Genomic DNA, 13,871 nt, shown 5'->3' on the forward strand with positions numbered 1-13,871 from the left:
GGCCTGCGGACGGCTGTCGGGCGCGGTGGCCACCGGTGGCGTCCAGGTGCTGTCTAGCGCTTGCGCCTGGCCACCTTCGAGCCCCGGGCGGACTTTCCGGCGCGGGAGGCCTTCGGCCGGCGTGTCGGGGAGAACGGCTGGGGGACCGTGAGGGCGCGCTGGGCCGCGAACTCCCGGTTGAGCTCGGTCTGGCGACGAATGGGCTCGGGCAGATCGGTCATGCCCAGGAGCACGTCGCACGCCGTGAGCGAGGTGGCGTACTCGCCCACCCAGTAGGCCGCGATCGAGTATTCGAAGAGCAGACCCCATTGGTACACCCAAGACTTGGTGAAGAGCAGGTCGTCCGGCTCCGGCCGGCCGACCACGGTGCCGAGGATCGAGTACGCGGTGTGGTAGCGCCCTTGCAGGCGCAGCCGCGAGGCGAGTTCGTAGCAGGCCTCCAGCCGCTGGGGACGTGACTCCCAGGCACGCGAGAACGTGTCCATCGCCCCGGCCCAGTCGTCCGCCTCCTCGGCCTTCAGGACGCCCGCCTCCAGCAGCGAGCAGTAGACCTCCTCCGCCCAGCCGCCCATCGCGGCGCGGCGCTCGTACAGCTCGATCGCCTCTTCCGCCCGGCCGAGATCGCGCACGGTGTTGGCGAGGTAGAAGACCGTCCGGGTGTTGGAGGGATCCCGTTCGAGTTCGCGCCGCAGCAGGCGCGCGTCGCGCTCGAACTTGTCGCCGCGGCACCCGCCGTCGGCGTGGTCCTCGATGACGAGCGCGTCGATTTTCTCCTCGTGGTCGGGCGCGTCGGTGCACGGGTACTCGTGGGTGACGCCTTCGTAGCGCCACGCCAGGTCTCCCCGCATGAGGTGCTTGAAGCGGTGCTGGGTGCCCGGGGTGTCGTAGCGCAGCATGTACGAGGTCGCGGTCAGCTGCGGGAGCGGGGCCTCCTGGCGCAACACGTGGTCGGCGTCGATAGTGAGCAAGTAGTCGGCCCTGCCGCGGGCGTGCTGGATGTTCTGCGTCCGGTTGTGGCCGAAGTTCACCCAGGGTTCCTCGTGGAGTTCGCCCGGGATGCCGTCGAGCGTCTTGCGGATCAGCTCCTGGGTGCCGTCCGTCGAGCCGGTGTCGGAGATCACCCAGGTGTCGATCAGGTGGCGTACGGAGCCGAGACACCGTTCGATCACACGCGCCTCGTTCTTGACGATCATGCAGAGGCAGATGGTCTGCTTCTTCACGGCCTCACCGGTCCCGGGGGATGACGTGCTGATGGGGGGAGGCCGCCAATGTGGCATGGCTCTGATGCGGGCGCCTTCGCCCACACGGGGGCCGGAGCGCAACGCTGCCCGATTGGCCGCGCGAAACCCAATGCCATACAAAACATCTTCATTTCAACCGATGACCACCCCATCCGAAGGTGGCAGTTGGTCCAACATGTTGATCCATAGACGCGTTCCGGTCCGGACGTGCCGAGGGCCGACAACAGCTGGGCCCGGCCGAAGGCAAGGAACCGAACACCGCCCGAGCCGCCCCCTCCGCACGGGGGCGGCTCGACGCCTGTCCGTAATCCTCCGCCCCGATCGCGCCCCACGCGATCGACCTGAAGAGTGTGACTTGCGTCTGACCTGGAGTGACACGCACACAGCGCGGGGTGTTGACCGTACGATCGGGAAATGCCTGACACGACCGAAACCTCGCCCGGCTGGCTGAGTCCCGACGATCTCGAGCTGGCGCGTGCCCGCATGCCGATCCTGTATGTGGAAGCCGTTCCTGTGCGCGTCGACGAAAGCGGTGAAGTCACCAGCATCGGGCTGCTGTTGCGCATCGGACCTGACGGAACCGTCAGCCGCACTCTCGTCTCCGGGCGGGTCCTGCACCATGAACGGGTCCGCGACGCACTGCTACGCCATCTGGAGAAGGACCTCGGTCCCGTGGCGCTCCCCCGCGTCCCGCCCTCCCTGCAGCCCTTCACCATCGCCGAGTACTTCCCCACCCAAGGGATCACGCCGTTCCACGATCCCCGCCAGCACGCGGTGTCCCTTGCCTACATCGTTCCCGTGTCCGGCGACTGCGCCCCCCGCCAGGACGCGCTCGACCTCGAATGGTTCAGCCCGCAGGAGGCCTCGTCGGCCGTGGTCCAGAACGAGATGCCGGGCGGGCAGGGCGTCCTGCTCAAGCAGGCCCTTGCGCACGTCGGTTGCCTGCCCTGACGTAAAACGGCCCAGGAGGCGCACGGAGCCGGTCGCCGGTTCCGTCGCCTCCTGGGTGTCTCAGTGCGCCGCGTCCAACCGCGCCCTCTGATCCTCCGTGAGCTCCAGTACCACCGCCGCCAGGTTCTCCTCCAGCTGCGCCACGGACGACGCCCCGGCCAGCGGGATCACCGGCAGGTCCCCGCCGATCTGCCAGGCCAGCACCACCTGGTTGACACTCGCCCCCGTCTCCCGCGCGACCTCCCGCAGCACCGCCAGCCGGGCCGGGGTGCCCGGGTGGTCGTAGTCCGGGGGCAGGGGCTTGTCCTGGCGTACGTACGCACCGGTCAACAGGGGTGAGTAGGCGACCAGGGTCAGGGCGGGCTCGGCGCGCAGATAGCTCAGCAGTTCGGCGGTGGTGGTACCGAGGGAGCCGTCATGGAAGAGGTCGCCGGGTATGTCGGTGCGGGGGCGCAGATGGCTGTGCTGGTACTGCAGCACCTCGTAGCCCGGCAGTCCGGCCGATGCGGCAAGGGCGCGAGCGCGTTCCACCCGCCAGACGGCGTGGTTGCTCACGCCGAGCACGCCGACCGTGCCCTCCGCCACCAGCTCGGCGAACCCCTCGACGGTCTCGCGCAGCGGAACCGTACGGTCCTCGATGTGCGCGTACAGCAGGTCGAGCCGGTCCACGCCGAGCCGCTCCCGGCTGCGCTCGGCCGACTCGCGGATCACCTTCGGCGACAGGCCCTCCGGGTTGTCGACGTAGCTCGTGCCGGGGGCCAGGGGGCGGGCGCCGAGCTTGGTGGCGATGACGATCTCGTCGCCGACGCCGCGGCTGCGGCGCCACCGGCCGAGCAGTTCCTCGCTCTGTCCGCCCTGGCTTCCGTCGACCCAGAAGGCGTAGTTGTCGGACGTGTCGATGAAGTTCCCACCGGCCTCGACATAGCGGTCGAGCACGGCGAAGGAGGTTTTCTCGTCCGTCCGGGAGCCGAACAGCATGGCGCCGAGCGCGAGTACGCTCACCTCGCGCCGGGTCTTCGGATCGGTGCCGATCGTGCGGTACTTCATGACGGTCCCTCCCGTTCGGGCCCGCGGGTACGGGCTCGAACCGGAGTCTTCAACTTGAAGGGCACTTCAAGTCAAGGGCCGCAGTCGAGGCTCGTGAGGTCGACCGCTTCGGCCGTCAAAGTTGGCCGGCTTTCCGAGGCCGAGGCGGCCTGGGGGGTGCGTTGAGGAGAGCCATGTGACTTGGTACTGACGCGAGCCGGCGACTGACCTGCGATGTCGTGGTCGTCGGAGCCGGCATGGTGGGTGCGGCCTGCACCCGGTACGGCGCCCGGTCCGGCCTGGACGTCGCGCTCGTGGACCGCGGTCCGGTGGCCGGTGGCGGAACAGGGCGTCGCGGTGGGGCCGGGCGCCACGGCGTTGACCGTGATTTCCTTGCCGCGCGGCTCGCGGTCCGGCACCAGGGTCCTGGCCTCGACCGCGCCCATTACGGCGAGGGCCTGCCCGGCGTGGCGCGCCCCCATGAGGCGTTCAAGAACTCGGAGAGATCATGACCACCATCGCCATCGTCGGAGCCGGTCCCGGCCTCGGTGTCGCCGTCGCGCGGCGGTTCGGCCGGGAAGGCCACGACGTCGCCCTCATCGCCCGCGACCAGGACCGGCTCGACGCCCTCGCCACCGAACTGTCCGGCGAGGGCGTGACCGCGCGAGGTTTCGCCGCCGACGTGCGCGACCCGAAGGCGCTCACTACGGCCCTCGACGCGGCGACCGCGACGCTCGGCCCGATCGAGGTCCTGCAGTACAGCCCGGTCCCGCACGGGGAGTTCATGCGGCCGGTTCTGGAGACAACGCCGGCGGACCTCTCGGGTCCGATCGAGTTCTCGGTCTACGGTCCCGTCACCGCCGTACGGCAGGTGCTCCCCGGCATGCGCGCTCTGCGGCGCGGCACCATCCTCTTCGTCAACGGCGGCTCCGCCGCGGTGCCCCATCCCGAGCGCGCGGGCACCTCGATCGCCTTCGCCGCCGAGAGCGCCTACGGACGACTGCTGCACGAGACGCTCGCCGACGAGGGCATTCACGTGGCACAGCTGATCATTCCCGGAGCGATCGTCCCAGGGCACCCCAGGAAGGATCCCGCCGTGCTCGCGGACACCCTGTGGCATCTGCACCAGGACCGGCACGGTTTCCGGCACTTCGCCGACGACCTCGACTCCTGAGCCTACCCTGCCCGGTAACGGGACTCGTTCCAGCTCCACTTGACGCCCAGTCACCGACTTTCCGCCAGGGGCGTCCCGCTGGGAGACATGTCCCCGTTGCCGACCACCGGGCGGACAACGGAACGTTCGCCGCGCCACCAGTCGTTTTCACGAGACCCTCCAGGTCCCGTGTCGCCCTTGGGACATGTCCCACCTGTGCCACCGGAATCGAGTGACATGCGCTTCGCCGCCACCGGATTCTTTCCAGCGCATGAACATCTCACCGCGTACAAGGGAAGGCACGGGACTGATGAGACGGATCCGCCTGGTGGCGGCGATATCGGCGGGACTGGCGCTGACTGCCGGTGCCGTGGCGCCGGTGTCCGCCCGAACCGGCAGCGCGGCGGCCGCGGCAGACGCGCCCGCGCGGACGCAGGGCGCCACTGTGCGTCTGATCACCGGTGACCGGGTGACCGTCACCACGGGCACGGACGGACGGCAGATCGCCTCGGTTCGACCCGGAGCGGGACGACAGCACATCGTCTTCCGCACCTTCGAACAGGACGGGCATCTGACGGTCCTTCCCTCCGACGCGGGCGACCTGGTCTCGGCCGGCCGGCTGGACCGTCAGCTGTTCGATGTGACGGCGCTCGTCGCCCAGCGCTACGACGAGGCCCACACGGACGCGCTGCCGCTCATCGTGGGGCAGGACAAGGGAGTGACGGCGTCCGCCGTGCGGGACCTCACCGCTCTCGCCGAGTACGGCTCCCCCGTCCGCAGACTCGACAGCATCGGCGCGCGGTCCCTGCAGGTGGCCGGGGACGACCTCGGCCGGTTCTGGAAGGAACTGACGCCCGCCGACGGACAGATGAACGCCACGGAGCTGTCCGGCACACCCCGTGTCTGGCTGGACGGCCGGGTGGACGCGGCCCTGGACCGCAGCACCGCGCAGATCGGCGCGCCGGACGTGTGGCAGGCCGGCTACCGGGGCGAAGGCGTCAAGGTCGCGGTGCTGGACACCGGGGTCGACCAGACCCACCCCGACCTGGCCGGGCGGATCTCCGAGGCCAAGGACTTCTCCGGCAGCTCCGGTACCGGGGACAAGTTCGGTCACGGCACGCACGTCGCGGCCACCGTCGGCGGCACCGGGGCAGCGTCCGGCGGCAGCCGCAAGGGAGTCGCCCCCGCCGCCCAGCTGCTGGTCGGCAAGGTCCTCGGGGACGACGGCTTCGGCAGCGAGTCCCAGGTGATCGCCGGCATGGAGTGGGCGACGGCCCAGGGCGCCAAGGTCGTCAACATGAGCCTGGGGGCGGACGGCGCCACGGACGGCACGGACCCGATGAGCCTGGCGCTGAACGAACTCAGCGAGCGCACCGGCGCCCTGTTCGTCGTGGCCGCGGGCAACACCGGTGAGCAGGGTCCGGGGACCGTCGGCTCCCCGGGCGCGGCGGACGCCGCGCTCACGGTGGGTGCGGTGGACCGGGACGACAGCCTCGCCTCCTTCTCCAGCCGTGGCCCGCGAGTCGGCGACAATGCTGTCAAGCCCGATGTGACGGCGCCCGGTGTCGGTATCGTGGCGGCCCGCGCGGCGGGGACCGCGATGGGCACCGTGGTGGACGACAACTACGTGGCGGCCTCGGGTACGTCGATGGCGACCCCGCACGTGGCGGGAGCCGCCGCGCTGCTCGCCCAGCGCCATCCCGACTGGACCGGCGCGCAGTTGAAGGACGCGCTGATCAGCACGGCCCGTACGATCGCCGGTCAGGAGGTCACCGAGCAGGGCGGCGGCCGTATCGACGTGGCCAGGGCGGCCCTCGGCCCGGTCACCGCGACCGGCACCGTCACCCTCGGACCGTTGCAGACGGGAGCCGGAAGCCCCCGTACGACCAAGCTGCGGTACACGAACACCTCCGACACGGACGTCACGCTCGCGCTCACCGCCAAGCTGACCACGTCGGGCGGAAGGGCACCCGCCGACGGCACGCTGCGGCTCGGCGTCGGCTCCGTCAGCGTCCCGGCGGGCGCCACGGCCGAGGTCCCGCTGACGGTCGATCCGTCCCGCGTCCAGAAGGGCAAGTACTACGGCTACGTGACGGCCGCGTCCGCCGACGGCAAGGTATCGGTGCACACCACGCTGAGCCTGGTCGTGCACAGCCCCACGCGCACGATCACCCTCAAGACGTACGACAAGGACGGCAAGCGCGTCCAGGCGCTGCCGACCATCTGGGGTGCCGACGGCTTCGTGGGCTACCCCGACCCCAACCAGGCCGTCACCGAAGTCGAGGAGGGCACCTACCAGGTGGACTACGGATCGGTGGACAACGCGAGCGACGGACAGGAACTGCGCCAAGTCGTCCTGCCGGAGGTCAAGGTCACCAAGGACATGACCGTCACCCTGGACGCCCGTAAGACGGTCCCGGTGCAGATCCGCACGCCCAAGCCCGCCGAACAGCGCGGCATTCTCAGCTACCAGACGTACCGGAAGCTCGACGGGCACAGCCTGACCGCGGGCACGATGTACTTCGACATCGCCAAGCGGCTGTACATCAGCCCCACCACCAACGTCACCGAGGGCACCTTCGAGTTCGCCTCACGCTGGCAGCTCGTCGCGCCGCAGCTCAAGGCGACGGTGCAGGGCACCGGAGCGGATCTGGGCGCCTACTACATGCCCGCCTCGCCCCTCTTCGGCGATCGCGGCGCACGTCTGACCGCCGTCGACGCGGGTGACGCCGCCGCACCCGCCTTCGGCCGCGCCCGTGGCAAGCTCGCGGTCCTCACCAACGACACGGGCGTGTACGAGGAGGATCTCATCGAGCGGGCGGCCGCGGCCGGCGTCCGCGCCGTCATGCTGGTCCACTTCGACGACAACGCGTGGACGCGCTGGAATCCGGACGGCGACCGGTGGGCCGTACCGACGGTACGGATCGGCGCACACGCGGGTGCCGACCTGCTGGCACGCATCGGCCGCGGCGCCACGACAGTGACGATCACAGGCACTCCGCGCAGCCCCTACCTGTACGACGTCATGCAGGTCTCCTCGCAGCGGATTCCGCAGCAGGTCGTGTACACCGTGTCCGAGCGCAACAGCGCGGTCGTCCGCAGCGAGTACGCGGACAACGGCGGCAACGGGTGGGCCGCCGAGCAGCGCTTCGGCTGGCGTCCGTACCAGAACACCGCCTGGTTGCAGTACACCCGGTCCGTACCGACCGGCTTCGAGCGCACCGAGTACGTCAGCTCCGGTGACACCACCTGGCAGCACCTGGTGCACCACACGACGGCGTACGACGTCGACTTGCCGCTCTCCCTCGGCATGCGTGACACGCCGCGTACCTACCGGGCGGGTCAGCGCACGAACGAGACCTGGCAGGGCGCCGTCGTGAGGCCGTCGATCCCGCGCGGCACCACGACCCCGTCCGTGCGCCACGGCAACGTACTGGAGCTGCGGATCCCCGAGTTCACCGACTCCGCGGCAGGCCACTGGTCGCGGCTGCTCGCGGGCGGCGGCGGTGGTATCAGCGGCTTGAGCGCGGCTCAGCCGGGCGACTCGGCATCCGCCGTGCTGTACCGCAACGGGACGAAGGCCGCCGAGGCGGACGGAGCCTGGACCGACTTCGAGGTGCCCGCCGGCGCGGCCGACTACCGGCTCGACCTGACGACGTCTCGCGTCTCGAACGTCTGGAAGTACGGGATCGCCACGGACACGTCCTGGACGTTCCGTTCGACGACGACCACCAAGGCGACCGCGCTGCCGCTGCTCCAGCTCGACTACGACGTACCGGTCGACGCGCACAACGCCGTCGGCGCAGGCCGGGCCCACTCCATCGGCCTGACGGTCCGCGCCCAGGACGGTCTGTCCACGCCGCGCGGTGTGAGGGTACAGGTCGAGGCCTCGTACGACGACGGCCGCAGCTGGACCGGGGCCCGGGTGAGCGATCGCGGCCACAACGCGTTCCGGGCCGTCCTCAAGAAGCCGTCCCGGGTGCACGGTGACGCGTATGTGACCCTGCGGGTCACGGCGCGGGACGCCGCCGGCAACACCGTACGGCAGACCGTGAAGCGCGCCTATCTGCAGCACGGATAGCCGGGACCGAGAGAATGCGGTGGTGGGTGCGCGGCATGACCGCCTGCCCGCCACCGCATCGTCCGTCCACCCCATGCAGTACGGTATTCAACATTGAAGCCGCCGGTCTCGGGGAGGGCGCCGTGGCGCTGGAGGCTGCTGGGGTCTCGGATGTCGAGGAGTCCGTATACCGACTGCTCGTGACGTCGGGGCGGGTCTGTGCCGACGACGTCGCCCGGCGGACCGGACTGGACGGGGCGGAGGCCGCCCGCGTCCTGAATGCGCTGACCTCCCTGGGCATGGCCAGCCACACCGACGGAACACCTCGGTACTTCCGGGCCACTCCCCCCGATGTGGCGCTCCTGCCACGGCTGAAGCGCAGCGCCGACGCGCTGGACCTCGCCAGGGCCGAGGCCACCAGTCTGCTGGAGGCCTACCGGGACACCATGCGCCGGCAGGACGCGGGCCAGCTGATCGAGGTCATCTCCGGCGCCGAGGCGCTGCGCCAGCATCTGCGCCAGATCCAGGCGAGCGTGCACGACGAGATGCTCTGGTTCTGCAAGGCCCAGTACGTGGCCATGCCGTCCGGCAGCAACACGGCGGAGTTCGAGGCCCTGGCGCGCGGGGTGCGCTACCGGGTCCTGTACGAGAAGGCGTTCTTCGACGACGAGGGCGCCATGGACAACGTGGTGGCGGGCATACGCGCCGGGGAGATGGCCCGCGCGGTACCCGAGCTGCCGCTGCGCCTCGCGATCGCGGACCGGTCGATCGCCATCTTCCCGCTGGTGCCGGGCGGACCGAACGGCAGCCCGGACGAGCCCACCACCGCACTGGTGCGCGACAGCAACCTGCTGGCCGCCCTGGTCGCCCTCTTCGAACGCTACTGGGAGGACGCCGTCCCGCTGAACGACGACGAGGCCGGTGCGGTCTCCGGCACGGACGGGGCCGCAGGACCGGACCCGCTGTCGGCCACCGACCGGCGGCTGCTGGCCCTGCTGGTGGCGGGCGTGGCCGACAAGGCGATCGCCACCCAGATGGGCTTGAGCCGTCGCACGGTGCAGCGCCGTGTCCAGCACATGATGGAACTCGCCGGCGCGGCGACCCGGATGCAACTCGCCTGGCATGCGGCTCGCCGCGGGTGGCTGTGACGAACGGTCGCCGTGCATGCGCGTACGCCCTCGGCGAGTGGACCGAAGGGGCGCGCCCGGGTGGTCAACCCGGGGCCACAAGACCTCTTCCGTTCAGTGTGGGAGGTCGGCGCGCGCGGGCCTGTCGTCCAGGAAGCCGCCCGACTGGTGCTGCCACAGCTTCGCGTAGGCGCCGTCCGACGCGAGCAGCTCCTGGTGCGTGCCCTGCTCGACGATGCGTCCGCGGTCGAGGACGACGAGCCGGTCCATGCCGGCGACCGTGCTCAGCCGGTGCGCCACCACAAGCGCCGTCCGCCCTTCCATGAGCTGCCACAGCGCCTCCTGGACGAGGATCTCGCTCTCGGAGTCCAGGGCGCTGGTCGCCTCGTCGAGGAGCAGGATCGGCGCGTCGCGCAGGATCGCCCTGGCGAGCGCGACCCGCTGGCGCTGTCCGCCGGACAGCTTGACACCGCGCTCGCCCACCATGGTGTCGAAGCCCTCCGGCAGTGCGTCGGCGAACTCCGTGACGTGCGCCGCCTCCGCCGCACGGCGGATCTCGGCGTCGGTGGCGCCCGGCCGGGCGAACGCGATGTTCTCCCGCAGCGTGCGGTGGAACATCGCCGGGTCCTGCGGCACGTAGGCGATCAGGCTGCGCAGGTCGGCCTGGCGCAGTCTGCTGATGTCCTGACCCCCGATCAGGATCCGGCCGGCGTCGATGTCCGTCATCCGCAGCAGCAGCCGGCTGAGCGTGGTCTTGCCGCCGCCGGACCGGCCGACGAGACCGATCTTCGCCCCGCTGGGCACGGTCAGGTCGAGGCCCTCGAAGAGCGGCTCCGCGCCCGCGTGGGCGAAGGTCACCCGGTCGAAGCGGACGTCGGCGGCCCCGGGCAGCAGCGGTTCCGCCGGCGTCGGGTCGAGCACGGTCGGGGGCGTCAGCAGCAGTTCGGTGAACTGCGCCGCCTCCGTCATCGAGCTCTCCAGACGGCGGTAGATCTGGTTGAACTCGAACATGATCCGTGTGGCGTTGCTGTAGTAGGTGAAGGCGACCACGATCGCCTCCACCCCGTGGCTGCCCCCGCCGAGCGCGACCGCGAGCAGCAGGCCCAGCGCGTTGGTCAGCACGGACATCGGCGCGACGAGTGTGTCGATGCGCAGGTTGCCGTAGTCCCATGAACGCAGCATGAGCCGCCGCGACTCCGCGACGCGGGAGCGGTGCTCGGCGGCCTCGCGTTCCTCGGCGGCGAAGGCCCGGACCGTGTCCATGTTCATCAGGCTGTCGGCCACGTGGCCCGACACCCGCGCGATGGCCTCCTCGCGCTGGTCGACGAGCGCCTGGCGGCGACGGATCAGGGGCACCACGCACAGCGCCGTCAGCGCGATCATCACCAACAGCCCGACCACGAGCAGCGGTTCGTAACGCCACAGCACCACCGAACCGAACAACAGCGGTACGAAGCTGCCCACGACCTGGAACGTCAGCGTGTCGACGAACTCCTCAAAGCGGGAGGCGAAGCTCAGGACCCGCTTGGTCAGCGATCCGGCGAAGTTGTCGTGGAAGAACGCGGCGTCCTTGGCGAACAGTTCGTCCATGCCGATCACGTACAACTGCTCGATGCCGAGGGCGTCGAGCCGGTTCATGCAGTGCAGGCCGATGCGCCACACCGCCTCCGCGAGCAGCAGGACGCCGGCGAAGCCGAGGACGTAGGGCAGCGTCGAGTCGACGGTGACACCAGTGTCGCCGGCGACGCGGCCGACGAGCTTCGCGACGATCAGCGGTGCGAGGTAGTTGATGCCGATGTTGCCCAGCGCCGGCAGCAGCATCGCGGGCACCGTCAGGCGCCGGAGCCGGGCCAGCTCCCGTCCGTAGTAACGAAGTGCGAGGAGCACCGAGCCCCTGCGCGGCAAGGCCTTGCGTGATTCAGGCGATCCCATCGCGACCCTGTGTTGTCGTGTAAACGCATTCCGTCACGACGCAGTCTCCCGCGATGCCGCCCGCGGAGTCCAAGCGTTTTTCTCGGCCGACGGCGCACCCCACACACTGCCGCGCGGTTCACTGTCCTGTCGCACCCACTGAAGTCCGCTCACTGGGCAGCCCTTAGTCTCGAACTTTCCGTTACTCCTGAGGAGTTGTCACTTGATCAAGCTCGCCGCCGTCACACCCCCTCTCCTCGCGGGCGCCACCCTCGCCTCCGCCGCCAGCGTCGCGCAGTCGGTGTACTGGGAGTCCGTGGACCAGTACTGGTACGTGTGCCAGCCCGACAGCACGCCGGAGGACCTGTACCGCGTCACCGTCTCGCGGCTCACCGCCGATGGGGCCCTGGTGGACAAGATGTCCATCGGCCGGGCCGGACACGGGGCGAACCTGGGGGTGGAGCGCGACGCCACCGGGATCTACCTCTGGACCGACGCCGTGCCGAGCGGTGGCTGGGCCACGGCCGTCGCCCGGATCCCGTACGTGGCGAACGGCACTGCCGACGCCTCTGACGCGTCCGTGGTCCGCACCCCGCGCACGGGGGTGTACCGGGTGTCGGCGACGATCGACCCGACCCGGCGGCAGCTGATCTTCCGCTGGCAGTCGAACGATGTCGCCTCCCCTCAGGCGACCGGCGGCATCGACCGCTACGACCTGGCCGCCGCCGCTGCCGGAACGTTCACTCGGCTGCAGACGATGTCGTACGGCGCCTCCGGCAAGACCCTCCAGGGGTACACGAGTCTGGGCGACTACGTGTACCACCTGTACGGCGACCAGAACCAGGACAACGTGACGGTGACGTGCATGGACTGGGCCTCCGGGACGGTGCTCCAGTCGCAGCACATCACCGCCTTCGCCGGCCTGCCCTACCGGGAGGCCGAGGGCATATGCGTCTTCCAGAACAGCCCGGACGACCCGGCCGCGACCGTGGCCTTCGGCATCCCCGCACGGACCGACGCGGGGGTGCGGCAGCTCAACCTCGCGCGCTTCCCGCACCCCGGCACGAACCCGTGGGTGCCGATCCCGTACAGCACCACGCTCTACAAGCCGAACAGCGACAACTACATCCCCCAGTACCGGCTCGCCGGCGACCAGGTCTTCCTGCACTTCTCGCTGTCCAAGGTGGACGGCACCGCCTGGGCGCAGGGCGAGACGCTCTTCCAGCTGCCTCTGCGGGCCCGGCCCGACCGGACGCAGCGCCTGCTCGGTGTGGTGAGCGGGGCGGCCGTCACGGCGGACACGATGGCCGTGCGGTTCGAGGTCACGACCGACGGCAAGGTGAGCGTCTGGGACGAGCGGACCCTGGTCGGCTGGATCGGCGGGGACGTCAGCTTCTGGGTGTGCTGACCGGGGCCGCCAGGATGCGGTCGAGCCGCTCGGCCGCTGCCCGCCGTACCTCGTCGTCGGCGCGGCCGGGCTCGCTCAGCGCGAACGGCCGGGGCAGGACCGCGCGTTCGGGCGCGCGGTCCACCACGGCGCGGGTCTTCCGCGACCAGCGGGTGTCCCCGGCGGCACCCGGAAGGACGACCGCGGTGTACCGGGCGGGGTCGACTCGCCCCTCGTGCAGGTCCTGTTCGGTCGCGTACGTGACGTCGTAGCCGGCCTCCTCCAGCCACCGGGACGCGCTCGTGTCCGTGCCGAAGCCCTCGGGCATACCGAGGCCGGCATACGGGCCGTGGGCCGTGCTCAGCGACACGACCACCAGGAGGTCGGAGGGGCGGGCCGGCTCACGGACGACGAAGGGGGCGTAGGCCCGGTGGCCGTCGCCGGTGGTGAGGACGGCGAGGAAGATGCCGGACACCCAGGTGTCGGGGACCGTCACCCTCCACGCCCGGCCGACCGGGACGTCGGTGGCGGTGAGCAGGTGGCGGGCGCGCACGCCGTCGTAGTGGCCGAGACGGTAGATCTCCACCGTGCAGCTACGGGCCGTGCGGGAGGAGAGGTGCAGTCCGAGGGTCTCGCCGGGGGCGACGGAGGCCGCCGCCGCGTACCCCTGGATCTCGGGCCGCTTCGGATCCACCCCGCGGCTCTCACCGTGACCGACGCCCCACGCATCGGAGCCCGGGGCCCGGTTCTCCCGCACCACGGGGTTGTCGCCGGTCCGGTGAGCGGTAAGAGGCCGCGCCTCCGCGACCCCGGCCGCCGTCCACTGGACTCCCGCGATGACGACGGCTCCGGCTCCGGCGGCGCGCAGCACCGTACGACGGGACATCTCCGACATGGGTCGACCTCCGGGGCTGGTTGTCATGGAGCGATCATCGTACGGTGATCATCACCGGCGTTCGAGCTCTCCGAGATATGCGGCTTCGCTCGCCGAACACAGCGACACGGAACATGGAAC

Annotated in this window: 9 protein-coding genes and 1 pseudogene; 6 read left to right on the top strand and 4 right to left on the bottom strand. The window is 70.6% G+C overall.

The window, feature by feature from the left end:
* Positions 1 to 53: 53 nt before the first annotated feature.
* Positions 54 to 1,220 carry a glycosyltransferase gene (locus Q2K21_RS20330; protein WP_310772917.1) on the bottom strand — a complete coding sequence of 389 codons (1,167 nt, stop codon included), beginning with the start codon at positions 1,218 to 1,220 and terminating at the stop codon, positions 54 to 56.
* 435 nt (positions 1,221 to 1,655) lie between these two features.
* Between Q2K21_RS20330 and Q2K21_RS20335 the strand changes: the two genes are divergently transcribed.
* On the top strand, positions 1,656 to 2,192 hold the full coding sequence (locus Q2K21_RS20335; protein ID WP_310772920.1) for an NUDIX hydrolase family protein: 537 nt from the start codon (positions 1,656 to 1,658) through the stop codon (positions 2,190 to 2,192).
* Between the two features lie 60 nt (positions 2,193 to 2,252).
* On the opposite strand, the gene Q2K21_RS20340 is transcribed toward Q2K21_RS20335, so the two are convergent.
* A complete protein-coding gene (locus Q2K21_RS20340) occupies positions 2,253 to 3,239 on the bottom strand; it encodes an aldo/keto reductase (RefSeq protein WP_310772925.1) in 987 nt (328 codons plus the stop codon).
* 236 nt (positions 3,240 to 3,475) lie between these two features.
* Here Q2K21_RS20340 and Q2K21_RS20345 point away from each other — a divergent pair.
* The 4 genes and pseudogenes from Q2K21_RS20345 to Q2K21_RS20365 all read left to right on the top strand — a co-directional run.
* Positions 3,476 to 3,580: pseudogene (locus Q2K21_RS20345) on the top strand (hypothetical protein); the annotation flags it as partial.
* Between the two features lie 146 nt (positions 3,581 to 3,726).
* A complete protein-coding gene (locus Q2K21_RS20355; protein ID WP_310772928.1) occupies positions 3,727 to 4,392 on the top strand; it encodes an SDR family NAD(P)-dependent oxidoreductase in 666 nt (221 codons plus the stop codon).
* A 289-nt stretch (positions 4,393 to 4,681) separates the two neighbouring features.
* Positions 4,682 to 8,452, top strand: a complete 3,771-nt coding sequence (locus Q2K21_RS20360) for a S8 family serine peptidase (RefSeq protein ID WP_310772931.1) — start codon at positions 4,682 to 4,684, stop codon at positions 8,450 to 8,452.
* Positions 8,453 to 8,574: 122 nt separating this feature from the next.
* Positions 8,575 to 9,579 carry a helix-turn-helix domain-containing protein gene (locus Q2K21_RS20365; protein WP_310772934.1) on the top strand — a complete coding sequence of 335 codons (1,005 nt, stop codon included), beginning with the start codon at positions 8,575 to 8,577 and terminating at the stop codon, positions 9,577 to 9,579.
* Positions 9,580 to 9,672: 93 nt separating this feature from the next.
* On the opposite strand, the gene Q2K21_RS20370 is transcribed toward Q2K21_RS20365, so the two are convergent.
* On the bottom strand, positions 9,673 to 11,490 hold the full coding sequence (locus Q2K21_RS20370; protein WP_310772937.1) for an ABC transporter ATP-binding protein: 1,818 nt from the start codon (positions 11,488 to 11,490) through the stop codon (positions 9,673 to 9,675).
* 202 nt (positions 11,491 to 11,692) lie between these two features.
* Between Q2K21_RS20370 and Q2K21_RS20375 the strand changes: the two genes are divergently transcribed.
* The gene (locus Q2K21_RS20375) at positions 11,693 to 12,877 is read left to right on the top strand and encodes a phage baseplate protein (RefSeq protein ID WP_310772940.1); all 1,185 of its coding nucleotides are present in this window, start codon (positions 11,693 to 11,695) and stop codon (positions 12,875 to 12,877) included.
* Here the strand turns inward: Q2K21_RS20375 and Q2K21_RS20380 are convergent.
* A complete protein-coding gene (locus Q2K21_RS20380) occupies positions 12,858 to 13,751 on the bottom strand; it encodes a N,N-dimethylformamidase beta subunit family domain-containing protein (RefSeq protein WP_310772943.1) in 894 nt (297 codons plus the stop codon). The genes Q2K21_RS20375 and Q2K21_RS20380 overlap by 20 nt on opposite strands.
* Between the last annotated feature and the right edge of the window lie 120 nt (positions 13,752 to 13,871).

This window comes from Streptomyces sp. CGMCC 4.7035 (genome assembly GCF_031583065.1).
Classification (GTDB): Bacteria; Actinomycetota; Actinomycetes; order Streptomycetales; family Streptomycetaceae; genus Streptomyces; species Streptomyces yaanensis.

What these genes read in the sequence shown, in the direction of transcription:
- Q2K21_RS20335 (WP_310772920.1), top strand. Translation starts at nt 1,656, where the DNA reads ATGCCTGACACGACCGAAACCTCGCCCGGCTGGCTGAGTCCCGACGAT.
- Q2K21_RS20340 (WP_310772925.1), bottom strand. Translation starts at nt 3,239, where the DNA reads ATGAAGTACCGCACGATCGGCACCGATCCGAAGACCCGGCGCGAGGTG.
- Q2K21_RS20355 (WP_310772928.1), top strand. Translation starts at nt 3,727, where the DNA reads ATGACCACCATCGCCATCGTCGGAGCCGGTCCCGGCCTCGGTGTCGCC.
- Q2K21_RS20360 (WP_310772931.1), top strand. Translation starts at nt 4,682, where the DNA reads ATGAGACGGATCCGCCTGGTGGCGGCGATATCGGCGGGACTGGCGCTG.
- Q2K21_RS20370 (WP_310772937.1), bottom strand. Translation starts at nt 11,490, where the DNA reads ATGGGATCGCCTGAATCACGCAAGGCCTTGCCGCGCAGGGGCTCGGTG.
- Q2K21_RS20380 (WP_310772943.1), bottom strand. Translation starts at nt 13,751, where the DNA reads ATGTCGGAGATGTCCCGTCGTACGGTGCTGCGCGCCGCCGGAGCCGGA.